Here is a 23783-nt window from a genome sequence, read left to right as displayed (position 1 = left end):
GGTCCGCGGCGCGGGAGCGGTCGGGCCGTGGCCTACGCTGGTCGGGTGACGACCCCGGAAGCTGAGCAGGGTGGTGGCGGCGCCGGTGAGGAACGGGTGACGCCCGAAGGTGACGCGGCGCGTGCCGAGGGCGGCGAGGCTCGCCCCGAGGACGGCGCGGCGCGGACCGCAGGAGAGCCGGCGCAGAACCCAGGCGACGCGGCGCGGCCCGAGGCGCGGCTGGAGCGGGCCGTGCGGGCCGCCGAGCAGGCGCTGATCGAGTACGAGATCGCGGTGGAGACCTTCCGCGTCGAGGTCGAGAACTTCTCCCGGCTGCACGAACAGAAGCTCGGTCCGCTGTACGCCCGGCTGGAGGAGCTGGACGCCCGGATCCTCGAGGCCAGGGCCGCCCGCAGCGGCGACGCGGAGGACCGGCGCCGGGCGGAGGAGGCCCGGGCCCGGCTCGCGCCGATCCCCGGCGTCGAGGAGCTGCTGCACGGCTGGATGGACGACAGCGGCCTGTTCCCGGAGGCCGTGGCGATGCTCACGGACCAGGCGGTCCGGCCCCCGCAGCGGGTCCGCCCCAGCGAGGAGGCCCGCAAGCTCTACCGCGAGCTGGCCCGCAAGGCCCACCCGGACCTGGCGCAGGAGGAGAAGGAACGCGAGCGGCGCGAGGAGTTCATCACCCGGGTGAACGCCGCCTACGCCCGGGGTGACGAGGCGCAGCTGCGCGAGCTCGCCGAGGAGTGGGCCAAGGGGCCCGAGCTGAAGCGGGTCCCGAGCCGCGCCGAGGAGCTCTACGCCCGCCTCGAATGGCTCGCCCAGCGCAAGGAGCTGCTCGCCCTGCTCGCCAAGGAGCTGGAGGAGAGCGCCATAGGCCACATGCTCCAGCTGGCCCCGGACGACCCGGACGGCCTCCTGGACGAGATCGGGCAGCAGCTGGTCACCCAGGTCACCGAGCGGGAGCGGGAGCTGGCCGCGCTGCTCGCCGAGGGCTGAGCCGCGCTCCGGTTCGGGTAGCGTCGGAGGCATGAGTTTCGGAGCTGGTGTGCCCACGGTCGAGGTCGCGGACCTCAAGGACGGCGATTTCCTGCTGGACGTCCGGGAGGACGACGAGTGGAAGGCCGGTCACGCCGAAGGGGCGCTGCACATCCCCATCAGCGACTTCGTCGCCCGCTACGGCGAGCTGACCGAGGCCGCCCCGCAGGACGGCCGGGTCCATGTGATCTGCCGCTCCGGCGGGCGTTCCGCCCAGGTCACGATGTACCTGGCCCAGCAGGGCATCGACGCCGTGAACGTCGACGGCGGCATGCAGGTGTGGGAGGCGGCGGGCCGTCCCGTCGTGACGGACGACGGGCAGCCCGGGTTCGTCCTGTAGCGCCTGCTTCATCCTGTAGCGCCTGCTTCGTCCTGGAGTGCCCGGTCGCCGGTGGGTTCAGGCCAGGGGGTGGGCCGCCAGCAGGTCGCCCAGGGCCTCCTCGTGCGCTGCCGCCGGGCCGAGCGACAGCTCCAGGTGCTTGGCCCAGGCGTGGTACCGGTGCAGGGGGTAGTCGACGTCGGCGCCGAACCCGCCGTGCAGATGCTGCGCGGTCTGCACGACCCGGCGTACGCCCTCCGCCGCCCAGATCTTGGCGACGGCGACGTCACCGGCGGCGGGCAGCGCGCCCGGGGCCCCCGAGGAGATCCGCCACGCGGCCTGCCACAGCGTGGCCTCCATCGCGCGCAGGTCGATGTAGCGGTCGGCGGCCTGCACGGCGACCGCCTGGAAGGTCGCGATCGGGAAGCCGAACTGCTCCCGCTCGCTCGTGTACTGCCCGGTCATCCGCAGCACGCGCTCCCCGAGCCCGAGCGCCAGCGCACACGTCCCGGTGGCCAGCAGGTCCCGCAGCCACTCCCACGCCCCGTCGGCGTCGATCACGTCCCGGGCGGCCAGCCGCGCCGACTCCAGCCGCAGCTCGCCGAGCCGCTCACCGCTCGTGGAGAACTGTTCGGCGAGGACGGCCCCGTCCTGGTCACGGGGCACCAGGGCGAGCACGGTCCGGCCCGTTTCCGTGTGCGCGGGCACGACCGTGACGTCCGCGTCGTACGCCCACGGCACCGCCGTCTGCACTCCGTCCAGCACCCACGCCGCGCCGTCCCGCCGTGCGGTGACGGCGAGCTCCGCCGGGTCGTGGCCGGTGCGGCCGTGCGCGGCGACGGTCAGCACGAGCTCGCCCCGGCCCGCCCGGGCCGGCAGGGCGGCCTTCGAATCTTCGCCGCCGTAGGTCTGGACGGCGGCGGCTGCCGCGCTGTTCTCCAGCAGCGGCACCCTGGCCAGCACCCGCGCCGACTCCCGCAGCACCAGGCACAGTGCGATCGCATCCAGGCCGGACCCGCCGTAGCGCGCGTCCAGCAGCAGGCTCAGCAGGTCGGCGTCGGCGAGATCGGCCCACAGGGCGCGGTCAAAGGTGTCGGCGACGGCGCCCGGGGTGAGGGCCGGGCTGGGCACGGCGTCCGGCGCGACCCCGGCGAACACGCCCTTCGCCGCCTCGGCCGCCGCCTGCTGCTCCTCGGTGAAGGTGAAGTCCACGGTGCCTGTCCTTCCGGCCGGTCCCGTTGAGCTGAGGTGAGCTGACGGGGCGCAAGATAGAACAGGTTCTAGAAGAAGGGAATGGGTGTGCGGGCGGGCGCCGTAGGGTGTCACCCCTGTGGGCGACCTGGCCGGGCGCCCTGTGGATAACCTGCGTGGGTCACCTGTGGGCCAGGGGGATCGCCGCTCTTCGGGCGAGGCGAGCGCCGTACGGTCGGCTTCGGATCAACGTCCGGGTCGGCTTCGGATCGGCTTCCGTGGTGTGGCGACGGCCACGGCCGGAACCGGCCGAAGAGGCTGTGCCCGGGTGGGCGGCCTGAGTACGGTGCCCGTGCCGACGTCGCGCAGCGGTGCGCGGGCGGTGCGACGCCCTCGCGACCGGGCGGACGACAACGACGGACCGGGATCGTGGAACGGGGCTGAATGGACGCGTACGACGGAGGCTCGAACGCCCGCCACGGGCCGGACGGGCCGGAGGGGCCGACCGGGTCGGCCGCGCCGGGTGTTCCTGCCGAGTCGGGCGCGCCCGCCCCGTCCGTCGGGCTTGCCGAACCGCACCCGCCCGCCCGGCCGGGCCCGCCCGCCGGACCCCGCGCCGGTATAGCCGCGCTCTCCCTGCGCTACCGGATCGGTGTCGCGCTGGCGCTCGCGGTCGTCGCGGTGGGGGTCTGTGTGCACCTCGGGATGACGTTCCTGCACGTCGCGCCGCCGAACACCGTCACCCGGGAGCACGGCAAGGCCGTGGACGACTGGATCTATCCGGAGTTCGAGCAGAACTGGAAGCTCTTCGCGCCGAACCCGCTCCAGCAGAACATCTCGATCCAGGTCCGCGCCGAGGTCCGGGACGGGGAGGGCGGGACGCTGACCACCGGCTGGTACGACCTGTCCGCCGAGGACGGGCGGGCCATCGACGGCAACCTGCTGCCCAGCCACACCCAGCAGAACGAGCTGCGCCGCGCCTGGGACTTCTTCCTCGCGACGCACGACGGCGAGAACCGCCCGGTGGGCCTGCGTGGCTCGCTCTCCGAGTCGTATCTGCGGCGGATCGTGGTGCTGCGCCTCGACCGCGACGACGCCGTGCGGGCCACCACCGGGGGCGTCGGTGTGATCGAGCGGGTCCAGGTCCGCTCCCGCACCAGCAACGTGCCACCGCCGCGGTGGAGCCGGGAGAAGGTCTCCACGACGCCGGCCTACCGCGAGCTGCCGTGGTGGCGGGTGCCGGCGGACGAGGCCGGGGGTGGGGCGCGGTGAACCGCTTCTCCCTGGCCGTCTCGCGCGGAATCGCCCGGGTCACCGAGGCCGCCCTCGGCCCGTACCAGACGGCCGTGATCCGCATCGGCTTCAGCGCGACCTGGCTGCTCTTCCTGCTGCGCGAGTTCCCCCACCGCCACGAGCTCTACGGCCCCGACGGGCCCTGGAGCTGGGGTCTCGCCGAGCAGCTGATCGGGACCAACAAGGCCTTCACCGCTCTCATGTGGTCGGACGGCGGGATCTGGTTCGAGAGCGTCTACCTGCTCGCGATCCTCGCCAGTGCCCTGCTGATGCTGGGCTGGCGCACCCGCACCATGTCGGTGCTGTTCATGGTCGGCGTGCTGTCGCTGCAGAACCGCAGCGTCTTCATGGGCGACGGCGGCGACAACGTGCTGCACCTGATGTCGATCTACCTGGTGTTCACGCGCTGCGCCCAGGTGTGGTCGCTGGACGCCCGGCGGGCCGCGCGCGCCGAGGCGGCGCAAGCGCGGGGCGAGCGGGTCACGGACCGGACCGGCCCGGCCCTGTGGGGCGTGCTCGGGCTCGTGCTGATCGGGGCGACCCTGGCCGGCCGGATGGAGGGCGACCGGCTGATACCGGCGCTGCTGTGGACCGTGTGGGTGGCGCAGGCCCTGTGGTGGCTGACGGGGCGTCGCGCGAAGCCCGGTGAGCCGCGGATCATGCTCGACGTCGTGGCCAGGATCGTGCACAACGGCGCCCTGCTCGTGATCATGGCCGAGGCCTGCCTGATCTACGCGACGGCCGGCTGGTACAAGATCCAGGGCTCCCGCTGGCAGGACGGCACCGCCGTCTACTACCCGCTCCACCTGGAGTACTTCTCGCCCTGGCCCGGGCTCGCCGATCTGCTGTCCGCCAGCGGCACGATGGTGATGCTCGTGACTTACGGGACGGTCCTCGTGCAGGTCGCCTTCCCGTTCACGCTGTTCAACCGGCGGGTGAAGAACGTCCTGCTGGCGGTCATGATCACCGAGCACGCCGTGATCGCGGTCGTGCTCGGACTGCCGTTCTTCTCGCTGGCGATGATCGCGGCGGACGCCGTGTTCCTGCCGACGGCCTTCCTGCGCCGCCTGGGCGGCCGGGCGGCACGCGCGCGTGACCGGCTGCTGCGGCGCGGCGGGCCCGCGCAGGCCCCCGACCAGCACGCCCACGAGCGCCCCGAGGCCACGCACGTAGGCTTCGGGACATGACCGACCCCGTCACCGTCTGGCGCCGGCTCGCCGGCAGCACCGTCCTGCTCGACGGCTTCCACGCCCTCAAGCACGCCGTGCGGTTCGGTGCCGACGTGCCGGTCGCGGTCGCCGCCGACCGGGCGGCCACGCTCGCCCTCGCCGACGAGCTGGCTCCGGACGTACGGGACGCGCTGGCCGGACTGCTGACGGAGGTGCCGCACGAGACGTACGCGTCGTTCGTCCCGCGCCCGCACCCCACCGCCGTGGCCGCCCTCGCCGTACGGCCGTCCCGCGCCTCCCACCTCGAAAGGCTGGCGCACACGCCCCGCACGGCCCCCGTGGTGGTCCTCGACAACCCGCGCAACCTGGGGAACGCGGGGGCGGTGATCCGCCTGGCGGCCGGCTTCGGGGCGACGGGCGTGGTGACCACGGGGACGGTCGATCCCTGGCACCCCACGGTCGTCCGCGGCGGGGCCGGGCTGCACTTCGCGACGGCGGTGGAGCGGCTGGAGGTGTCCGACCTGCCGCCAGGCCCGCTGTTCGCGCTGGACCCGGAGGGCGACGACATCCGGGCCATGAAGCTCCCGGACGACGCCGTCCTCGCCTTCGGCTCGGAACGCACCGGCCTGTCGCCGGAACTACGCGCCCGTGCCGACCACTTGCTGTCCCTCCCGATGCGTCCCCAGGTCAGCAGCTACAACCTGGCGACGAGCGTGGCGATGACCCTGTACCACTGGAGCTGCGGTGTGGCTCCCAGGGGCCCGGGGAACTGCGCGACAAACCACGACGCACCGGCAGCCGCGCAATCACCGCACCTCCCGAGCTCCTAGGCTTCCCGCCGCACCTCGACCACCCGGAACCGGTTGGCGACGAACGCCCCGTCGCACAGCGCCGCACTCGCCGCCGGATTCCCGCCCGACCCGTGGAAGTCGGAGAACGCGGCCGTCTGGTTCACATACACCCCGCCCGTGAGGTTCAGCGACAACTGCGCCGCCTCCTCCAGGCACACCTCCCGCACGGCCTGCTCGACCTCCGGGTCGGTCGTGTACGCCCCGACGGTCATCGCACCCTTCTCCCGGACGGTCCGCCGCAACAGCTCCGCCGCGTCCGCCGCCGAGTCGACCGCCACGGCGAAGGAGACCGGCCCGAAGCACTCGCTCATGTACGCGGCCTCCGCGTCCGGCTTGGCCCCGTCCAGCTTCACGATCACCGGCGTACGGACGACCGCGCCCGGGAAGTCCGGGTTGGTGACCTCCCTGGAGCCCAGGGCGACTTCGCCCAGCCCCGCTGCGGCCTCCAGCCGGGCCTTCACGTCCGGGTTGACGATCGCGCCCAGCAGCGCGTTGGCCCGGGCGTCGTCGCCCAGCAGCCCGTCCACCGCCCTGGCGAGATCCGCGACCACCTCGTCGTAGGACTTGGGGCCCTGGTCCGTGGCGATGCCCTCGCGCGGGACGAGCAGGTTCTGCGGGGTCGTGCACATCTGGCCGCTGTAGAGGGACAGCGAGAACGCCAGGTTGGAGAGCATGCCCTTGTAGTCGGACGTGGAGTGGACGACGACCGTGTTGACGCCGGCCTTCTCCGTGTAGACCTGGGCCTGGCGGGCGTTGGCCTCCAGCCAGTCGCCGAACGCGGTCGAGCCCGTGTAGTCGATGATCCGGATCTCGGGGCGCAGCGCGAGGGTCTTGGCGATGCCCTCGCCGGGGCGCTCGGCGGCCAGCGCCACCAGGTTCGGGTCGAAGCCGGTCTCGGCGAGCACCTCGCGCGCGACCTGCACGGTGAGCGCGAGGGGCAGCACCGCGCGCGGGTGGGGCTTGACCAGGACCGCGTTGCCGGTGGCGAGGGAGGCGAACAGGCCCGGGTAGCCGTTCCACGTCGGGAAGGTGTTGCAGCCGATCACCAGGCCGATGCCGCGCGGGACGGGCGTGAACTGCTTCGTCATGGCCAGCGGGTCGCGCTTGCCCTGGGGCTTGGTCCACTCGGCGTTGTCGGGCGTGCGCACCTGCTCCACGTAGGCGTACGCCACCGCCTCCAGGCCGCGGTCCTGCGCGTGCGGCCCGCCCGCCTGGAACGCCATCATGAACGCCTGGCCGGAGGTGTGCATGACCGCGTGTGCGAACTCGTGCGTCCGGTCGTTGATGCGCTTGAGGATCTCCAGGCAGACCACCGCGCGCTGCTCGGCGCCCGCGTCCCGCCAGGCCCGCTGCCCGGCCTTCATGGCCGGCAGCAGCACGTCGAGGTCCGCGTGCGGGTACGTCACGCCCAGGTCGATGCCGTACGGGGACGTCTCGCCGCCCACCCAGTCGTCCGTGCCCGGCTGGCCGAGGTCGAGGCGGCTGCCGAGCAGGGCGTCGAAGGCGGCCTTGCCCGCGGCCGCGTCCAGGTTGCCGTTCTCCCCGTAGGCCTTGGGGTGCTCGGGGTGGGGGGACCAGTACGCGCGCGTGCGGATCGCTTCCAGCGCCTGGTCGAGGGTGGACCGGTGCCGGGCGATCAGCTCGTGCGCCGAGAGTGCGGCGGTCATGGGTGACCAACTCCTCGTCTCAAGAACTCCTCGTCGAGTTCATGACCTGGGCAGAAACCTGGGCAGGAACACTCGGACAGAGCTAGAGTAACCGAACGATCGGTCGGTTCAAGGGGGTCCGCCGCATCTGTGGAAAACCCCGTGCGGGAGGATCGCGCACATGACAGCACTCGACCTCAGCAGCCCCGTGGCCGTCGTCGGCACCGGCACCATGGGCCAGGGAATCGCCCAGGTCGCGCTGGTCGCGGGCCATCCCGTACGGCTGTACGACACCATCCCCGGGCGCGCACGGGAGGCCGCCGACGCGATCGGTGCCCGGCTGGACCGGCTCGTCGAGAAGGACCGGCTCACCGGCGCCGACCGGGACGCCGCCCGCGCCCGGCTGCTGCCCGCCGAAGACCTCTCCGAGCTGGCGGACTGCGCCCTGGTCGTCGAGGCGGTCCTGGAGCGGCTGGACGTCAAACAGGACCTGTTCCGCGGGCTGGAGGACATCGTCGCCGACGACTGCCTGCTCGCCACCAACACCTCGTCCCTGTCCGTCACCGCCATCGGCGGCGCCCTGCGCTCCCCCGGCCGCTTCGTCGGCCTGCACTTCTTCAACCCCGCCCCGCTGCTGCCGCTGGTCGAGGTCGTCTCCGGGTTCGCCACCGACGTCACGTACGCCACGCGCGCGTACGAGACCGCCCGCGCCTGGGGCAAGAAGCCGGTCGCCTGTGCGGACACCCCCGGTTTCATCGTCAACCGCATCGCCCGGCCCTTCTACGCCGAGGCCTTCGCGGTCTACGAGGCGCAGGGCGCCGACCCGGCCACCATCGACGCCGTGCTGCGCGAGTCGGGCGGCTTCAGGATGGGCGCGTTCGAGCTGACCGACCTGATCGGCCAGGACGTCAACGAGTCCGTCACGCGGTCGGTCTGGGAGTCCTTCTTCCAGGACGTGCGCTTCACGCCGTCCCTCGCTCAGCGGCGCCTGGTCGAGTCCGGCCGGCTGGGCCGCAAGACCGGCCAGGGCTGGTACGACCACCGGGACGGCGCCGAGCGCCCGGACCCTGACACGGCGGAGCAGCGGCAGCCGCCCGCCTACGTCGTCGCCGAGGGCGACCTGGGCCCCGCCGGTGACCTGCTCGCGCTGATCCGCGAGGCGGGCATCCCGGTCCGTGACGAGGACGAGGACAACGGCACCCGCATGGTGCTGCCGAGCGGCGGCCAGCTCGCCCTCGCCGACGGGCAGACCTCCGTGGAGTTCCGGGACGTCGTCTACTTCGACCTCGCCCTGGACTACCGCAAGGCCACCCGGATCGCCCTGTCCGCCTCCCAGGACACCTCCCCGCAGACCCTCGCCGAGGCCATCGGCCTGTTCCAGGCGCTCGGCAAGCAGGTCAGCGTCATCGGCGACGTCCCCGGCATGATCGTCGCCCGCACGGTCGCGCGGATCATCGACCTGGCGCACGACGCGGTCGCCAAGGGCGTGGCCACCGAGGAGGACATCGACACCGCGATGCGTCTCGGTGTCAACTACCCCCTGGGTCCCTTCGAGTGGAGCCGCCGGCTCGGCCGCTACTGGGCCTACGCGCTCCTGGACGACCTGCACCTGCGCGACCCCTCGGGGCGTTACGCGCCGTCCCTCGCGCTGTACCGCCACGCCCACGCCTCCGACAAGCGGGAGGGCAACGCCTCATGACCACCGCCAAGCGCGACACCTACACCCCGGACACACTGCTGTCCGTCGCCGTCCGGGTGTTCAACGAGCGCGGCTACGACGGCACCTCCATGGAGCACCTCTCCAAGGCGGCCGGCATCTCCAAGTCGTCGATCTACCACCACGTCACCGGTAAGGAAGAGCTGCTGCGCCGTGCCGTGAGCCGGGCTCTGGACGGCCTCTTCGGGATCCTCGACGAGGAGCACGCGCGCGTGGGGCACGCCGCCGATCGTCTGGAGTACGTCGTGCGGCGCATGGTCGAGGTGCTCATAGCCGAACTGCCCTACGTGACTCTGCTGCTGCGCGTGCGCGGCAACACGGACACCGAGCGGTGGGCCCTGGAGCGCCGCCGCGACTTCGACCACCGGGTGGCCGACCTGCTCAAGGCCGCCGCCGCGGACGGGGACGTGCGTGGCGACATAGAGGTCCGGCTGGTGACCCGGCTGGTCTTCGGCATGATCAACTCGATCGTCGAGTGGTACAAGCCGGGCGGGCGGGGCATGAGCGAGCGCGAGGTGGCCGACGCTGTGGTGCAGCTGGCGTTCGGCGGACTTCGCAAGAGCGCCTGAGCCTCAGCTCTGGGGCTCCAGGTCCTCCTCCTCGAACACCAGCAGCGTGCGCGTGCTGAGCACCTGCGGGATCGCCTGGAGCCGGGTCAGCACCAGCTCGCGCAGCGCCCGGTTGTCGGACACGTGCACCAGCAGCAGCACGTCGAAATCCCCGCCCACCAGGGCGATGTGCGAGGCGCCGGGCAGTTGTCTGAGCTCCTCGCGCACCGTGCGCCAGGAGTTCTGCACGATCTTCAGGGTGATGTAGGCGGACGTCCCCTGGCCCGCCCGTTCGTGGTTGACGCGGGCGCCGAAGCCGCGGATGACACCGTCCTCGACGAGCCGGTTGATGCGGGCGTAGGCGTTGGCGCGCGAGACGTGGACCCGTTCGGCGACCGACCGTATCGAGGCGCGGCCGTCCGCCTGGAGCATGCGCAGGATGTCCTGGTCGATGGCGTCCAGCGGACGCGGCGGCGGCAGCAGGCCGCTGTCCTCCTGGCTTTCGGCCATTTGTTCAGATGCCACCTGCGCCCGCCTCCCTGCAGTGGACGTACTGCGTCCATCACAGGCTGTGGAGAACCGTTTGTCCACAGCCTGAGGTCACCCGTAGCCAAATTGTGCCGACGACCGAACAATCGGTAGGTGAGGCGCATCACAGCCGACGCGCCTGCACGAAGCCGCTCCCACGAGGAGGTGCCGTCATGACGGTCATGGAGCAGCGGGGCGCGTACCGGCCGACCCCGCCGCCCGCCTGGCAGCCCCGCACGGACCCCGCGCCGCTGCTGCCCGACGCCGAGCCGTACCGCGTCCTCGGCACCGAGGCGGCCGCGAAGGCCGACCCCGAGCTGCTGCGCACGCTGTACGCGCAGCTGGTCCGCGGTCGCCGCTACAACGCCCAGGCCACCGCGCTCACCAAGCAGGGCCGCCTCGCCGTCTACCCCTCCACCACCGGCCAGGAGGCCTGCGAGATCGCCGCCGCGCTCGTGCTGGAGGAGCAGGACTGGCTCTTCCCCAGCTACCGCGACACGCTCGCCGTCGTGGCCCGCGGCGTGGACCCCGTCGAGGCGCTCACGCTGCTGCGCGGCGACTGGCACACCGGCTACGACCCCTACGCACACCGGGTCGCCCCCCTGTGCACCCCACTCGCCACCCAGCTGCCGCACGCCGTGGGCCTCGCGCACGCCGCCCGCCTCAAGGGTGACGACGTGGTCGCGCTGGCCATGGTCGGTGACGGCGGCACCAGCGAGGGCGACTTCCACGAGGCGCTGAACTTCGCCGCCGTCTGGCAGGCCCCGGTGGTCTTCCTCGTCCAGAACAACGGCTTCGCGATCTCCGTCCCGCTCGCCAAGCAGACCGCGGCCCCGTCGCTGGCCCACAAGGCCGTCGGCTACGGCATGCCCGGCCGCCTGGTCGACGGCAACGACGCCGCCGCCGTGCACGAGGTGCTGAGCGACGCCGTACGGCACGCGCGCGCGGGTGGCGGACCCACCCTCGTCGAGGCGATCACCTACCGCGTCGACGCCCACACCAACGCCGACGACGCGACCCGCTACCGCGGCGACGCCGAGGTCGAGACCTGGCGCGAGCACGACCCGATCCAGCTGCTGGAGCGGGAGCTGACCGAGCGCGGCCTGCTCGACGAGGCCGGAAAGCAGGCCGCACGGGACGCCGCCGAGGCGATGGCCGCCGACCTGCGCGCGCACATGAACCAGGACCCGGCGCTCGACCCCATGGACCTGTTCGCCCACGTCTACGCCGAGCCCACACCCCAACTGCGCGAGCAACAGGACCAGCTGCGGGCCGAGCTGGAGGCCGAGAGCGAGTCGGAGGGGACGCACCGATGACCACCGTCGCCGTCAAGCCGGCCACCATGGCGCAGGCCCTCACGCGCGCGCTGCGCGACGCCATGGCCGCCGACCCCGCCGTGCACGTCATGGGCGAGGACGTCGGCACCCTCGGCGGCGTCTTCCGCGTCACCGACGGACTCGCCAAGGAGTTCGGCGAGGACCGCTGCACGGACACCCCGCTCGCGGAGGCAGGCATCCTGGGCACGGCTGTGGGCATGGCCATGTACGGCCTGCGCCCGGTCGTGGAGATGCAGTTCGACGCGTTCGCCTACCCGGCGTTCGAACAGCTCATCTCGCACGTGTCCCGCATGCGCAACCGCACCCGCGGCACGATGCCGCTCCCGATCACCATCCGCGTCCCCTACGGCGGCGGCATCGGCGGCGTCGAGCACCACAGCGACTCCTCCGAGGCGTACTACATGGCGACTCCGGGGCTCCACGTCGTCACGCCGGCCACCGTCGCCGACGCCTACGGTCTGCTGCGCGCCGCGATCACCTCCGACGACCCGGTCGTCTTCCTGGAGCCCAAGCGGCTGTACTGGTCGAAGGACTCCTGGAACCCGGAGGAGCCCACGCCCGTTGAACCGATCGGCCGCGCGGTGGTGCGGCGCTCGGGTCGGAGCGCCACGCTCATCACGTACGGGCCGTCCGTACCCGTCTGTATGGAGGCGGCCGAGGCGGCCCGGGCCGAGGGCTGGGATCTCGAAGTCGTCGACCTGCGCTCCCTGGTGCCGTTCGACGACGAGACGGTGTGCGCCTCGGTGCGGCGGACGGGACGCGCGGTCGTCGTCCACGAGTCGGGCTCCTTCGGCGGCCCGGGCGGGGAGATCGCGGCCCGGGTCACGGAGCGCTGCTTCCACCACCTGGAGGCGCCGGTGCTGCGCGTGGCCGGGTTCGACGTCCCGTATCCGCCGCCGATGCTGGAGCGTCACCACCTGCCCGGTGTGGACCGGATCCTGGACGCCGTGGGGCGTCTGCAGTGGGAGGCCGAGAGCTGATGGCACAGGTGCTGGAGTTCAAGCTGCCCGACCTGGGTGAGGGGCTCACCGAGGCGGAGATCGTGCGCTGGCTGGTCGAGGTCGGCGACGTCGTCGCGATCGACCAGCCGGTCGTCGAGGTCGAGACGGCCAAGGCGATGGTCGAGGTGCCCTGCCCCTACGGCGGTGTGGTCACGGCCCGCTTCGGCGAGGAGGGCACGGAACTGCCCGTCGGGGCGCCGCTGATCACGGTCGCGGTGGGGGAGCGGCCGGCGTCCGGTGAAGCGGACACCGCCGGTGCCGAGGGTTCCGGGAACGTCTTGGTCGGATACGGCACGTCCGAGGCGCCCGCGCGGCGGCGCAGGGTGCGGCGGGAGCAGCCGGTGTCCGGCGCGTCCGCGGCCGGCTCCCGGGCCGTGACCGGACAGGGCGCTGCCCCGGTGGCGGTGAACGGGCAGGCGGGTGCCCCCGAGTCCGAGGACGGTCCCGTTCCCGTGATCTCGCCCCTGGTCCGCCGGCTGGCCCGGCAGAACGGCCTCGACCTGCGGGAGCTGACCGGGTCCGGCCCCGACGGGCTGATCCTGCGGGCGGACGTGGAGTACGCGCTGCGAGCCGCTGCCCGAGCGGGTGGGGCAGCGCAGACGGCGCAGCCGCACGCCCCCGTGCCGCAGGCGACGAGCACGGCGACCGCACCGCAGCCCACAGCACCGCAGCCCACCGCGCCGCAGTCGACCGCGGCAGCGGTCCACGGCGAGATCCGCACCCCGCTCAAGGGCATCCGGGGCGCCGTCGCGGACAAGCTGGCCCGCAGCCGCCGCGAGATCCCGGACGCGACCTGCTGGGTGGACGCCGACGCCACGGAGCTCATGCGGGCGCGCACGGCCATGAACGCGGCCGGTGGTCCCAAGATCTCCCTCCTGGCCCTGCTGGCCCGGATCTGCACGGCGGCCCTCGCCCGCTTCCCCGAGCTCAACTCCACGGTGGACACGGATGCCAGGGAGGTCGTCCGGTTCGACCATGTGCACCTGGGCTTCGCCGCGCAGACCGACCGGGGTCTCGTCGTCCCGGTCGTCCGGGACGCGCACGCGCGCGACGCCGAGTCGCTGACCGCGGAGTTCGCCCGGCTGACCGAGGCGGGCCGGACCGGGACACTGACGCCCGCGGAACTCACCGGCGGGACCTTCACGCTGAACAACTACGGCGTCTTCGGCGTCGACGGCTCCACACCGATCATCAACCACCCCGAGGCGGCCATGCTCGGTGTCGGCCGCATCGTCCCCAAGCCGTGGGTGCACGAGGGCGAACTGGCGGTGCGGCAGGTCGTCCAGCTGTCGCTCACCTTCGACCACCGGGTGTGCGACGGCGGCACGGCGGGCGGCTTCCTGCGCTACGTGGCGGACTGCGTGGAACAGCCGGCGGTGCTGCTGCGGACGCTGTGATTCCTGTTCGGCCCGTGAGCCGGTGCCCGTGATCGTGTCCGTTCCCCCTCGTTCCGTGTGATCGCGGGGGCACGCATACTCGGGAGTGTGACCGCCTACGAGCTCCCGGGTGAACCCGGCACCGGTTCCGGCCCCGAGCGAGAGCCGGACCCCGCCGCGTACGACGCCGTCGTGCTCGCCGGGGGTGCCGCCCGCCGCCTCGGCGGCGCGGACAAACCCGGTGTGCGCGTGGGCGGCCGGGCCCTGCTCGACCGGGTGCTCGCCGCGTGCGCGGGCGCCCGCGGCACCGTCGTCGTCGCCGCGCCCCGGCCGACGGCCCGGCCCGTGACCTGGGCCCAGGAGGACCCGCCCGGCGGCGGTCCGCTCGCCGCGCTCGACGCCGGGCTCCGGCACACCACGGCGGAGCACGTCGTGGTGCTCTCCGCCGATCTGCCGTTCCTGGAGGAGCACACGGTCGACCGGCTGCTGAGCACACTTCGGGCCCGCGCCGCCGACGGCGTGCTGCTGACCGACCCCGAGGGCCGTGACCAGCCACTCGTGGCCGCGTACGACGCGTCTCGGCTGCGCGAGGTGCTCACGCTGCTCACCGACCGGCACGACGGTCTCGCCGGTCTGCCGCTGCGGCGGCTGATCGCCGAGCTGGACCTCACCCGTATCTCCGACCCCGTCGCGTCCTTCGACTGCGACACCTGGGACGACATCGCCACCGCCAGGGCACGTATCAGGGAGCATGGGCACGTGTTGGATGAATGGATTTCCGCAGTCAAGGACGACCTGGGGATCGACCTCGACGTCGACACCCGCCTTCTGCTCGACCTCGCCCGCGACGCCGCCCACGGTGTGGACCGGCCGGCAGCGCCGCTGACCACCTTCCTCGTCGGCTACGCGGCCGCCCGGGCGGGCGGCGGCCCCGAGGCGGTCGCCGAGGCCGCCCGCAAGGCCGCGGCCCTCGCCGCCCGCTGGGCGGAGGAGAGCGCCTCCGAGGCCCAGCCCTCCGGCACCCGGCCGGGGGCCACTCCCCCCAACGGTGACGTCGCCCCCGACGCGACGCCCGACACCCGCCCGGACGCCGGATGACCCCGCACGGCACACGCGCCGGTGAGGACGCCGAGGACCTCGACGTAGAGGAGGTGCTCGCCCTCGTGAACAACAGCAACGACCTGCCCGGCCCCGCCGAACGAGGTGAGACGGACAACCGCCGCGCCTCCGGCCGGCCGGACACCTCTCCCCGGCCCGGCACCCGCCACCACGCCACCCCCTGGCCGGAGGCCCGGGCCATCGCCGAACGCGCCGCCCGGAACACCGCCCGGGCCGCCCGCCGCCGACCCGTCTCCGTGCCTCTCGAAGCCGCCCTCGGCCTCACGCTGGCGACCCCCCTGGACGCCCTCACCGACCTCCCCTCCTTCGACACCTCCGCGATGGACGGCTGGGCGGTCGCCGGGCCCGCCCCCTGGGACGTACGGGACGACGGCGTCCTGGCCGGGCACGCCGCGCACGAGCCCCTGACCGACGGTGAGGCCGTCCGCATCGCAACCGGCGCCCGCATCCCCCCGGACACCACCGCCGTTCTGCGCAGCGAGCACGGCCGCACCGACGACAAGGGCCGCCTGCACGCGACCAGGGACGTCGTCCCGGGCCAGGACATCCGCCCGCGCGGCCAGGAGTGCCGCAGCGGCGACCAGTTGCTCCCCGTCGGCACGCTCATCACCCCGGCCGTACTCGGGCTCGCCGCAGCCGCCGGGTACGACTCCGTCGCCGCCGTTCCCCGGCCCAGTGCCGAAGTCCTCGTCCTCGGCGACGAGTTGCTCACCGAGGGACGGCCGCACGACGGTCTGATCCGGGACGCGCTCGGCCCGATGCTGCCGCCCTGGCTGCGGGCGCTCGGCGCCGAGGTCACCGCCGTACGACGCGTCCGCGACGACGCCGACGACCTGCACCGGGCGATCACCACGTCCGACGCCGATGTCGTCGTCACCACCGGCGGCACCGCCGCGGGCCCCGTCGACCATGTCCACCCCACGCTGCGCCGCATCGGTGCCGAACTCCTCGTGGACGGCGTCAAGGTGCGCCCCGGCCACCCCATGCTGCTGGCGCGCATCACGGAGACCCAGCACCTCGTCGGCCTGCCGGGCAACCCGCTCGCCGCCGTCTCCGGGTTGCTGACGCTCGCCGAGCCGTTGCTGCGGACCCTCGCGGCCCGCCCGGCCCCGGAGCCGTACACGCTGCCGCTCAGGGACGCCGTGCACGGGCACCCGCACGACACCCGGCTCGTCCCCGTCGTCCTGCGGGGTGACCAGGCCGTTCCGCTGCACTACAACGGACCGGCCATGCTGCGCGGCATCGCGGCGGCCGACGCGCTGGCCGTCGTCACTCCCGGCGGTGCCCATGCGGGGCAGGAGGCGGAACTGCTCGACCTGCCCTGGGCGTCCGGAGGAATCGGGGTGTGTTTCACGTGAAACTTCCGGGCCAGGACGCGATTGCCCGCCAGGCGGACGAGCACCTGGTGACCCATCGGGTGAAACTCCCGAAGAAAGTGGTGGAGCACCCGATCGGCCAGGTCGCCAAGCGGCTCTCCATGGCACTGGTGGTCCTCGTCGTGACCGCGCTGATCGTCTATGTCGACCGCGACGGCTACAACGACAACGCGGGCGGGGGCATGACTCTCCTCGACGCGTTCTACTACGCGACCGTCACCCTCTCCACCACCGGCTACGGCGACATCACCCCCGCCAGCGACACCGCCCGGCTCACGAACATCCTCGTCATCACGCCGCTGCGCGTGCTGTTCCTGATCATCCTGGTCGGCACCACCCTCGAAGCCCTCACCGAACGCACCCGGGAGGAGTGGCGACTGACCCGCTGGAGGTCCACCTTGCGTGATCACACCGTCGTCATCGGATTCGGCACGAAGGGCAGGTCGGCGATCCGGACCGTCTGTGCGACCGGCCTGAAGAAGGAGCAGGTCGTCGTGGTCGACCCCAGCTCCAAGGTGATCGACGCCGCGACCGCCGAAGGCTACGCGGGCATCGTCGGGGACGCGACGCGCAGTGAGGTGCTGAAGCGGGCCGAGGTGCACAAGGCGCGCCAGATCATCATCGCGACGCAGCGCGACGACACGGCGGTCCTGGTGGCGCTGACGGCCCGGCAGCTCAACCGCGGGGCGAACATCGTGGCCGCCGTGCGGGAGGAGGAGAACGCGCCGCTGCTCAAGCAGTCCGGCGCCGACGCGGTCATCACCAGTGCCAGCGCCGCCGGCCGTCTGCTGGGCCTCTCCGTGCTCAGCCCCTCCGCGGGCATGGTGATGGAGGACCTCATCCAGCAGGGCAGCGGCCTCGACATCGTCGAACGGCCGGTGGTCAAGGCCGAGGTGGGCAAGACCCCGCGGGAGATCACCGACCTGGTGGTGAGCGTCATACGCGGTCACCGGGTGCTCGGCTACGACGATCCGGCTGTCGGGACGCTGGAGCTGACCGACCGGCTCATCACGATCGTGCGGGCGACGCCCGGCTCACAGATAGCTCCCGACGTCCGGCCGTTGCCGCCGATGCCCCGCAACTGACCGGCACCACGAGGACCGGCCGCCACGCACTCACCCGTGCGCGACGGCCGGCCACGGCCCCACGGCCTACTTCCGGTTGTACAGCCGCATCGTGATCGGCCCGAAGACCAGCACGAACAGGCCGGCCCAGCCCAGCGACCAGGCGACCTCGGCGGTCGGCCAGTCACCGCCCATCAGGCCGCGCACCGCCGACGCCAGATGGGTGATGGGGCTGTTGTTGACGAAGGCCTGGAGCCAGCCCGGCATGGTCTTCGGGTCGACGAAGACGTTGGACAGGAAGGTGAGCGGGAAGATCACCATCATGCTGACGCCCATCACCGACTTCTCGGTGCGCAGCATCAGCCCGAACATGGTCCAGATCCACGAGAAGGCGAACGAGAAGAGCACCAGCAGGGCGATCCCGGCGAGCACGCCGCCGATCCCGCCGTCCGGCCGGTAGCCGAGGATGATGCCGACGGTGAGCATCACGGCGGACGCGATCGTGTACCGCAGGGCGTCTCCGAGCAGGTAGCCGACCATCGTCGAGGGCCGCCAGATCGGCAGACTGCGGAACCGGTCGAAGACGCCCTTCTCGATGTCGGTGTTGACCGAGACGCCCGTGTACATCGTGATCATCACGACCGACATCACGAGGATGCCCGGCAGCAGGAACTGGATGTACTCCTTCGGCGAGCCGGCCAGCGCCCCGCCGAACAGGTACGTGTACATCAGCACCATCATGATCGGGAACGCCGTGACGTCGAAGAGCTGCTCCGGCACGTGCTTGATCTTGAGGATCGCCCGCCAGCCGAAGGTCATCGAGGTCGACCAGGCGCTGGGCCGGGGCGGACGCTCCTTGGAGATGAGCAGCGCGGCGAGGGATTCGGCGCTGACCGGAGCGAGTTCCGCGCTCTCGGTGGTCGTCGCGGTGCTCATGCCGCCACCTCGTCCTTCGGGTCGTCGGAGTGGTCGGTGGAGTCGTGCGTGTCGTGCCCGGTGAGGGCGAGGAACACCTCGTCCAGGCTCGGCTGGCCCAGTGAGAAGTTGTCGACGGTGATCCCGGCATGGGCCAGTTCGCTCAGCGCGCGGGAAGCCTGCTGGGCGGCGTTGTCGTCGCTCACCGCCGCACCGAGACGGGCGGTCAGGGCCACCGGGTCGTGCTCCGGCTGCACCTGCGCGTCGAGGGCCCGGCGCAGCAGGTCCGCCGCCAGGTCCCGTTGGTCCGGGTCTCTCAGCCGTAGATGGACGGATCCGGCACCGACGGACGACTTCAGCTCACCCTTGGTGCCCTCGGCGATCACCCGGCCGCGGTCGATGACGGCGATCCGGGACGCCAGCTGGTCGGCCTCGTCCAGATACTGCGTGGTCAGCAGCACGGTGGTGCCCTGGGCGACGACGGCCCGCACGATGTCCCAGACCTGGTTGCGGCTGCGCGGGTCGAGGCCGGTCGTCGGCTCGTCGAGGAACAGCAGGTCGGGGGTGTTGAGGATGGACGCGGCGATGTCGATGCGGCGCCGCATGCCGCCCGAGTAGTGCTTGACCTGCTTCCCGGCCGCCTCGGTGAGCCCGAAGGCCTCCAGGAGCTGGGCGGCACGGTCCCGGGCGGCCCTCTTGTGGTGGCCGAGCAGCCGGCCCAGCAGGACCAGGTTCTCGGTGCCGGTGAGGTCCTCGTCCACCGACGCGTACTGGCCGGTGAGGCTCACCCGGCCGCGCACCTCGTCGGCCTCGCGGACGATGTCGTGGCCGAAGACATGGGCCTCGCCGCCGTCCGGCCGGAGCAGCGTGGCGAGCATCTTCACGGTGGTGGTCTTGCCGGCGCCGTTCGGGCCGAGGACGCCGTAGACCGTGCCCGCGGGCACGGTCAGGTCCACTCCGTCGACCGCCCGAGTGTCGCCGAAGGTTTTCACCAGGCCCGCGGTCTCGATCGCCAGGCCGGACGTCTGCGTGCTCATGTGTCGGTTCCTTCCGAGTACGTGGGCCACGCATGGGGAGACCTTCACCGTCGCGCAAACTCATCGGTCCGGCACAGGGATTTCGGCCGGGACAGGACCAACGACGGATGCGGAGTCCACCCGGGGGCGGAGCGGAGTCCGTCCGGCGACCGAGGAGTACCGTCCCTTTCATGCATGCGATCACGATTCCCGAACCTGGTGGGCCCGAGGCGCTGGTCTGGGACGAGGTCCCGGATCCCGTGCCCGGCGAGGGCGAGGTCCTGGTCGAGGTGGCGGCCGGCGCCGTCAACCGGGCCGACATCCTGCAACGGCAGGGCTTCTACGACCCGCCGCCCGGCGCGTCCCCCTACCCCGGCCTGGAGTGCTCCGGGCGGATCGCCGAGATCGGCCCCGGCGTCTCCGGCTGGAACGTCGGCGACGAGGTGTGCGCGCTGCTCTCCGGCGGCGGTTACGCCGAGAAGGTGGTGGTCCCGGCCGGACAGCTGCTGCCCGTGCCCGAGGGCATCGGCCTGACGCAGGCCGCGGCCCTGCCCGAGGTGACCTGCACGGTCTGGTCGAACGTCTTCATGATCGCCCATCTGCGCCCGGGTGAGACGCTGCTCGTGCACGGCGGCTCCAGCGGCATCGGCACGATGGCGATCCAGCTGGCCAAGGCCGTCGGCGCGCGGGTGGCGGTCACGGCCGGCACGAAGGAGAAGCTGGACCGGTGCGCCGAACTGGGCGCCGACATCCTGGTCAACTACCGCGAGCAGGACTTCGTCGAGGAGGTCCGGAAGGCCACGGACGGCGCCGGTGCCGACGTCATCCTCGACAACATGGGCGCCAAGTACCTGGAGCGCAACGTCAAGGCCCTCGCCGTCAACGGCCGGCTCGCGATCATCGGCATGCAGGGCGGCATCAAGGGCGAGCTGAACATCGGCGCCCTGCTCGCCAAGCGCGCCGCCATCAGCGCGACGTCGCTGCGCGCCCGGCCGCTGGAGGAGAAGGCGGCCATCGTCGCGGCCGTGCGGGAACACGTCTGGCCCCTGTTCGCAGGCGGCCATCTGCGCCCGGTCGTCGACCGTGAGCTCCCGATGCCGGAGGCGGCCGCCGCCCACCGGGTCGTGGAGGAGAGCGGCCACATCGGCAAGGTGCTGCTGATCACCCCGCAGGGCGCCTGAGATACCGGCAGACACGCCCCGGGCGACAGGCCTAGACCCGCCGCAGCCGCAGGGCGAAGAAGGCGAGCCCAAGGCCGAGGCCGATCAGCATCAGGCCGCTGCCCAGCGGCAGGATGCGCAGGACCGGCCCGACGGGGCGGTCGGCGCGAGCGGCGGCGGCCTCCCGTACGGGCTGCTCCGTCGCTGCGGAGGGCTCGGGGACGGCTTCCCGGGACTCCTCGGGGACGGCGGTGGCCTCACCGGCGCCCCGCTCCCGCTCAGGGTCCTCCGGCCGTCCCGGCCGCTCCCGCCCCTCACCGGCCCGGCTCCCGGCCCGCGAGGGCTTGCCCGGGGCGGACGGGGCGGAGGGAGCGGCGAGGGCACCTCCACCGGGGTCGTCGTACGGCCGGACGGACTGGACAGCTCCGTACGAGGCGCCGGCCCCGTACGGTGAGACGACCGCACCCGCCCCCAGGGCGAGAACCAGTCCCGTCGCCCGCAGTGCGCGTTGCCATGGAGTCACGGTGGTGACCCCCTCCCGCCGTGCCCGGTAGGGCAAGATCGGCAAGTTCGGTCAGATCAAGGCAATCAGCCTCACACCGCCCCACTCGTCCGGCACTCCGGGTTCGGCCGACAGGCGGAATCGCGCGCGGCTGCCGCACCGGAACCCCGAGCCGGATTCACCCGTTGGTGAGCAACCCGGGGTCCGGCCCACACGTCTCCTCCAACACGGTGGATCAGCCTCCTGCGGGGGCACCACGAAGGTGAGGTGCAGGCGTGCGAGAGAATGGCGGCATGGAGATGCCGAGGAACGAAAGGTCGCCGGAGAACCCGCAGATCCTGGTCGTGGGCCAGGACGGCATGGCGCTCAGCGGCGGTGGCGGGGACGAGGACTCCCGCGAGACTCCGGTCACGGAACAGGTGGAGCAGCCCGCGAAGGTCATGCGGATCGGCAGCATGATCAAGCAGCTTCTGGAGGAGGTGCGCGCGGCTCCCCTGGACGAGGCCAGCCGGGTCCGGCTCAAGGAGATCCATGCCAGCTCGGTGAAGGAGCTGGAGGACGGTCTGGCCCCCGAGCTGGTCGAGGAGCTGGAGCGGCTCTCCCTGCCCTTCACGGACGAGGCGACCCCGAGCGACGCGGAGCTGCGCATCGCGCAGGCCCAGCTGGTCGGCTGGCTGGAGGGGCTTTTCCACGGGATCCAGACCACGCTGTTCGCCCAGCAGATGGCGGCCCGCGCCCAGCTGGAGCAGATGCGCCGCGCCCTCCCGCCGGGCGTCGGCCATGACGGCCTCGACGAGCAGCCCCCGGGCGGCCGTTCGGCCGGCCGTACGGGCGGGCCGTACCTGTAACGCGTCCGCGTACCGGCCATGCGAAGGGCCCCGGCAGCCGAGGCTGCCGGGGCCCTTCGCGCGCAGGCGGGTCAGGCCGGCGGGTTGCCCGTGGAGACGCCGAGCTCGATCTCGGGCATGTTCTCCGGGTCCACGTCGGTGTCGGCGGACGGGAACTGGTTCATGACCGTGCCGTCGCCGTACGTGTTCTCGTCCACCTTGTTGATCTTCTTCTCCCAGCCGGCCGCCTGGAGGCAGGCCTTGACCGAGGTGATGTCCTTGAACTTGAAGTCGGGCATCCGGATCTTGTCGGGGTCGTTGTACGACTCCTGCGGCTCCGTGCACTCCTCGGTGTCGATCGTCTTCGAGGTGTCCGGCCCGCGGTAGCCCGGCTTCTTGGCGGCCGAGGCCGACGCACTCGCGCTGCTGCCACCGCCGCCCTGGTCGTCCTCGCCGCCGTTGTTCATCAGCAGGGCCGCGATCAGACCGCCGACCGCGACGACGGACACCACGATCGAGCCGATGATCACCGGCTTGTTGCTCTTGCCGCCACCCGCGACCTGCGCGGTCTGCGGCGTGAGGTTGTACGGCGGCGGGGTCGACGGGCCCGGCTGCGGGGAGTACGCGGCGGGCGACGGCGTCTGGTAGCCGCCCTGCTGCGGGTAGCCGTAGGCCGGGGACGGCGCCGCCGGGGCGGGCGTGCCGTACGGGTTCGGGGGCGGGGTCGGCTGGTACGGCGTCTGTACCTGGCCCGACGGCGCGGGGGTGGCCTGGTCGACCGGCGGGAACACGGCCGAACCGACGCCCGCGCCGCTCGGGGTCTGCGTGCCCGGGACGATGCTCGGCGGGGCGGCCTGGAAGGACGACGCCACGCGCAGGCACTCGTCGCGCATGGCCTCGGCGCTCGGGAAGCGCTCGTTCGGGTTCTTCTTCAACGCGCGGGCGATCAGCGCGTCCACGGCCGGGGGCAGCGCGCGGTTGACCGAGGACGGAACCGGCGGCTCCTCCTGCACGTGCGCATACGCGATGGCCAGCGGCGAGTCGGCTTCGAACGGCAGTCGCCCGGTGACCAGTTGGAACAGCATGATGCCGACCGAGTACAGGTCGGAGCGGGCGTCCACGCCGCGGCCGAGGGCCTGTTCCGGCGAGAGGTACTGCGGGGTGCCGACGACCATGCCGGTCTGTGTCATAGACGTCACACCGGACTGCATGGCGCGGGCGATGCCGAAGTCCATGACCTTGACCACGCCGCGCTTGGTCATCATCACGTTGCCCGGCTTGATGTCCCGGTGGACCAGCCCCATCTCGTGACTGATCTCCAGCGCGGCGAGCACGTCCGCGGTGATCTTCAGCGCCTTGTCGGCGGGCATCGCGCCCTGCTGCCGCACGTCCTCGTCGAGCACCGAGCCCAGCGGGCGGCCCTCGACGTACTCCATGACGATGTACGGCGTCGTCATGCCGTCGAGGGTGTCCTCGCCGGTGTCGAAGACCGAGACGATGTTGGTGTGCGTGAGCTTGGCCACGGACTGGGCCTCGCGGCGGAACCGCTCGCGGAAGGCCTGTTCCCGGCCGAGATCGGTGTGAAGTGTCTTGATCGCGACCTGCCGGTCGAGCACGCTGTCGTACGCGAGGTGCACCGAGGCCATGCCGCCCTGGCCGAGAAGATCACGCAGCTGATAGCGGCCATTGGCGAGCGCCCGCCCCGTGTACTGGCCCTGTGCGCCGTCCTGGCTCATGTTCCGTTTCCCCCGTAGCCCTTGAGGCGCCGCCGACTGTCGCTGACCCGACGCTGATCCGCGCGATCCGCGTTG

General features: G+C 72.5%; 22 protein-coding genes. 15 read left to right on the top strand and 7 right to left on the bottom strand.

Annotated elements, in window-relative coordinates:
- The first annotated feature begins 45 nt into the window (after positions 1–45).
- Positions 46–978, top strand: a complete 933-nt coding sequence (locus tag MQE23_RS22115; protein ID WP_243380012.1) for a hypothetical protein — start codon at positions 46–48, stop codon at positions 976–978.
- Positions 979–1027: 49 nt separating this feature from the next.
- On the top strand, positions 1028–1357 hold the full coding sequence (locus tag MQE23_RS22110) for a rhodanese-like domain-containing protein (protein ID WP_020273126.1): 330 nt from the start codon (positions 1028–1030) through the stop codon (positions 1355–1357).
- Positions 1358–1414: 57 nt separating this feature from the next.
- On the opposite strand, the gene MQE23_RS22105 is transcribed toward MQE23_RS22110, so the two are convergent.
- Positions 1415–2548 carry an acyl-CoA dehydrogenase family protein gene (locus tag MQE23_RS22105; protein ID WP_243380011.1) on the bottom strand — a complete coding sequence of 378 codons (1134 nt, stop codon included), beginning with the start codon at positions 2546–2548 and terminating at the stop codon, positions 1415–1417.
- A 423-nt stretch (positions 2549–2971) separates the two neighbouring features.
- Here MQE23_RS22105 and MQE23_RS22100 point away from each other — a divergent pair, with 423 nt between their 5' ends.
- Genes MQE23_RS22100 through MQE23_RS22090 form a run of 3 tightly spaced genes read left to right on the top strand, consistent with a single transcriptional unit; the run spans position 2972 to position 5819 of the window.
- On the top strand, positions 2972–3799 hold the full coding sequence (locus MQE23_RS22100) for a DUF5819 family protein (protein ID WP_020273128.1): 828 nt from the start codon (positions 2972–2974) through the stop codon (positions 3797–3799).
- On the top strand, positions 3796–5007 hold the full coding sequence (locus MQE23_RS22095; protein WP_243380010.1) for an HTTM domain-containing protein: 1212 nt from the start codon (positions 3796–3798) through the stop codon (positions 5005–5007). The genes MQE23_RS22100 and MQE23_RS22095 overlap by 4 nt, the downstream gene beginning before the upstream one ends.
- Positions 5004–5819, top strand: a complete 816-nt coding sequence (locus MQE23_RS22090) for a TrmH family RNA methyltransferase (protein ID WP_243380009.1) — start codon at positions 5004–5006, stop codon at positions 5817–5819. Before MQE23_RS22095 ends, MQE23_RS22090 begins: the two co-directional genes overlap by 4 nt.
- Here the strand turns inward: MQE23_RS22090 and paaN are convergent.
- Positions 5816–7507, bottom strand: coding sequence for a phenylacetic acid degradation protein PaaN (gene paaN / locus MQE23_RS22085; RefSeq protein ID WP_243380008.1), 1692 nt, complete (start codon positions 7505–7507; stop codon positions 5816–5818). The two genes, MQE23_RS22090 and paaN, sit on opposite strands and share 4 nt — an antisense overlap.
- 160 nt (positions 7508–7667) lie before the next feature.
- Between paaN and MQE23_RS22080 the strand changes: the two genes are divergently transcribed.
- Positions 7668–9185: a 3-hydroxyacyl-CoA dehydrogenase gene (locus tag MQE23_RS22080; protein WP_243380007.1), complete on the top strand. Its 1518-nt coding sequence runs from the start codon at positions 7668–7670 to the stop codon at positions 9183–9185.
- A complete protein-coding gene (locus MQE23_RS22075) occupies positions 9182–9772 on the top strand; it encodes a TetR/AcrR family transcriptional regulator (protein ID WP_020273133.1) in 591 nt (196 codons plus the stop codon). The genes MQE23_RS22080 and MQE23_RS22075 overlap by 4 nt, the downstream gene beginning before the upstream one ends.
- Before the next feature lie 3 nt (positions 9773–9775).
- Here the strand turns inward: MQE23_RS22075 and MQE23_RS22070 are convergent, their stop codons facing one another.
- Positions 9776–10261: an Lrp/AsnC family transcriptional regulator gene (locus MQE23_RS22070; RefSeq protein WP_020273134.1), complete on the bottom strand. Its 486-nt coding sequence runs from the start codon at positions 10259–10261 to the stop codon at positions 9776–9778.
- A 191-nt stretch (positions 10262–10452) separates the two neighbouring features.
- Between MQE23_RS22070 and pdhA the strand changes: the two genes are divergently transcribed.
- The 6 genes from pdhA to MQE23_RS22040 all read left to right on the top strand — a co-directional run bounded on the left by pdhA (position 10453) and on the right by MQE23_RS22040 (position 17573).
- Entirely contained in the window at positions 10453–11595 is a 1143-nt protein-coding gene (gene pdhA, locus MQE23_RS22065; protein ID WP_243380006.1) for a pyruvate dehydrogenase (acetyl-transferring) E1 component subunit alpha, read from the top strand.
- Positions 11592–12596, top strand: coding sequence for an alpha-ketoacid dehydrogenase subunit beta (locus tag MQE23_RS22060; RefSeq protein ID WP_037666709.1), 1005 nt, complete (start codon positions 11592–11594; stop codon positions 12594–12596). Before pdhA ends, MQE23_RS22060 begins: the two co-directional genes overlap by 4 nt.
- Positions 12596–14014: a dihydrolipoamide acetyltransferase family protein gene (locus MQE23_RS22055; protein WP_020269497.1), complete on the top strand. Its 1419-nt coding sequence runs from the start codon at positions 12596–12598 to the stop codon at positions 14012–14014. The genes MQE23_RS22060 and MQE23_RS22055 overlap by 1 nt, the downstream gene beginning before the upstream one ends.
- A gap of 87 nt (positions 14015–14101) precedes the next feature.
- Positions 14102–15091, top strand: a complete 990-nt coding sequence (locus MQE23_RS22050; RefSeq protein WP_243380005.1) for an NTP transferase domain-containing protein — start codon at positions 14102–14104, stop codon at positions 15089–15091.
- Entirely contained in the window at positions 15088–16470 is a 1383-nt protein-coding gene (locus MQE23_RS22045) for a molybdopterin molybdotransferase MoeA (protein WP_243380004.1), read from the top strand. Before MQE23_RS22050 ends, MQE23_RS22045 begins: the two co-directional genes overlap by 4 nt.
- Positions 16467–17573: a potassium channel family protein gene (locus tag MQE23_RS22040; RefSeq protein WP_037666704.1), complete on the top strand. Its 1107-nt coding sequence runs from the start codon at positions 16467–16469 to the stop codon at positions 17571–17573. The genes MQE23_RS22045 and MQE23_RS22040 overlap by 4 nt, the downstream gene beginning before the upstream one ends.
- 66 nt (positions 17574–17639) lie before the next feature.
- Here the strand turns inward: MQE23_RS22040 and MQE23_RS22035 are convergent, their stop codons facing one another.
- The gene (locus MQE23_RS22035) at positions 17640–18488 is read right to left on the bottom strand and encodes an ABC transporter permease (RefSeq protein ID WP_020269501.1); all 849 of its coding nucleotides are present in this window, start codon (positions 18486–18488) and stop codon (positions 17640–17642) included.
- A complete protein-coding gene (locus MQE23_RS22030; protein ID WP_020269502.1) occupies positions 18485–19504 on the bottom strand; it encodes an ATP-binding cassette domain-containing protein in 1020 nt (339 codons plus the stop codon). The genes MQE23_RS22035 and MQE23_RS22030 overlap by 4 nt, the downstream gene beginning before the upstream one ends.
- Positions 19505–19674: 170 nt before the next feature.
- Between MQE23_RS22030 and MQE23_RS22025 the strand changes: the two genes are divergently transcribed.
- On the top strand, positions 19675–20664 hold the full coding sequence (locus MQE23_RS22025) for an NAD(P)H-quinone oxidoreductase (protein ID WP_243380003.1): 990 nt from the start codon (positions 19675–19677) through the stop codon (positions 20662–20664).
- A 31-nt stretch (positions 20665–20695) separates the two neighbouring features.
- On the opposite strand, the gene MQE23_RS22020 is transcribed toward MQE23_RS22025, so the two are convergent.
- Positions 20696–21166 (bottom strand): hypothetical protein, encoded by a 471-nt coding sequence (locus MQE23_RS22020; protein WP_020269504.1) that lies wholly within the window; start codon positions 21164–21166, stop codon positions 20696–20698.
- A gap of 272 nt (positions 21167–21438) precedes the next feature.
- On the opposite strand from MQE23_RS22020, the gene MQE23_RS22015 reads away from it, so the two are divergent.
- On the top strand, positions 21439–21993 hold the full coding sequence (locus tag MQE23_RS22015; RefSeq protein ID WP_020269506.1) for a bacterial proteasome activator family protein: 555 nt from the start codon (positions 21439–21441) through the stop codon (positions 21991–21993).
- A gap of 71 nt (positions 21994–22064) precedes the next feature.
- On the opposite strand, the gene MQE23_RS22010 is transcribed toward MQE23_RS22015, so the two are convergent.
- The gene (locus tag MQE23_RS22010; protein WP_243380002.1) at positions 22065–23708 is read right to left on the bottom strand and encodes a protein kinase; all 1644 of its coding nucleotides are present in this window, start codon (positions 23706–23708) and stop codon (positions 22065–22067) included.
- Between the last annotated feature and the right edge of the window lie 75 nt (positions 23709–23783).

Origin of the sequence: Streptomyces sp. HP-A2021 (assembly GCF_022807935.1) — a bacterium.
In the GTDB taxonomy this organism is placed as follows: domain Bacteria; phylum Actinomycetota; class Actinomycetes; order Streptomycetales; family Streptomycetaceae; genus Streptomyces; species Streptomyces afghaniensis.
The sequence above is the reverse complement of the archived record's forward strand: the minus strand, read 5'-3'. Positions and strand labels throughout refer to the sequence as shown.

What these genes read in the sequence shown, in the direction of transcription:
- MQE23_RS22060 (WP_037666709.1), top strand. Translation starts at nt 11,592, where the DNA reads ATGACCACCGTCGCCGTCAAGCCGGCCACCATGGCGCAGGCCCTCACG.
- MQE23_RS22010 (WP_243380002.1), bottom strand. Translation starts at nt 23,708, where the DNA reads ATGAGCCAGGACGGCGCACAGGGCCAGTACACGGGGCGGGCGCTCGCC.
- MQE23_RS22030 (WP_020269502.1), bottom strand. Translation starts at nt 19,504, where the DNA reads ATGAGCACGCAGACGTCCGGCCTGGCGATCGAGACCGCGGGCCTGGTG.
- MQE23_RS22025 (WP_243380003.1), top strand. Translation starts at nt 19,675, where the DNA reads ATGCATGCGATCACGATTCCCGAACCTGGTGGGCCCGAGGCGCTGGTC.
- MQE23_RS22090 (WP_243380009.1), top strand. Translation starts at nt 5,004, where the DNA reads ATGACCGACCCCGTCACCGTCTGGCGCCGGCTCGCCGGCAGCACCGTC.
- MQE23_RS22015 (WP_020269506.1), top strand. Translation starts at nt 21,439, where the DNA reads ATGGAGATGCCGAGGAACGAAAGGTCGCCGGAGAACCCGCAGATCCTG.
- MQE23_RS22080 (WP_243380007.1), top strand. Translation starts at nt 7,668, where the DNA reads ATGACAGCACTCGACCTCAGCAGCCCCGTGGCCGTCGTCGGCACCGGC.
- MQE23_RS22070 (WP_020273134.1), bottom strand. Translation starts at nt 10,261, where the DNA reads ATGGCCGAAAGCCAGGAGGACAGCGGCCTGCTGCCGCCGCCGCGTCCG.
- pdhA (WP_243380006.1), top strand. Translation starts at nt 10,453, where the DNA reads ATGACGGTCATGGAGCAGCGGGGCGCGTACCGGCCGACCCCGCCGCCC.
- MQE23_RS22035 (WP_020269501.1), bottom strand. Translation starts at nt 18,488, where the DNA reads ATGAGCACCGCGACGACCACCGAGAGCGCGGAACTCGCTCCGGTCAGC.
- MQE23_RS22045 (WP_243380004.1), top strand. Translation starts at nt 15,088, where the DNA reads ATGACCCCGCACGGCACACGCGCCGGTGAGGACGCCGAGGACCTCGAC.
- MQE23_RS22075 (WP_020273133.1), top strand. Translation starts at nt 9,182, where the DNA reads ATGACCACCGCCAAGCGCGACACCTACACCCCGGACACACTGCTGTCC.
- MQE23_RS22055 (WP_020269497.1), top strand. Translation starts at nt 12,596, where the DNA reads ATGGCACAGGTGCTGGAGTTCAAGCTGCCCGACCTGGGTGAGGGGCTC.
- MQE23_RS22100 (WP_020273128.1), top strand. Translation starts at nt 2,972, where the DNA reads ATGGACGCGTACGACGGAGGCTCGAACGCCCGCCACGGGCCGGACGGG.
- paaN (WP_243380008.1), bottom strand. Translation starts at nt 7,507, where the DNA reads ATGACCGCCGCACTCTCGGCGCACGAGCTGATCGCCCGGCACCGGTCC.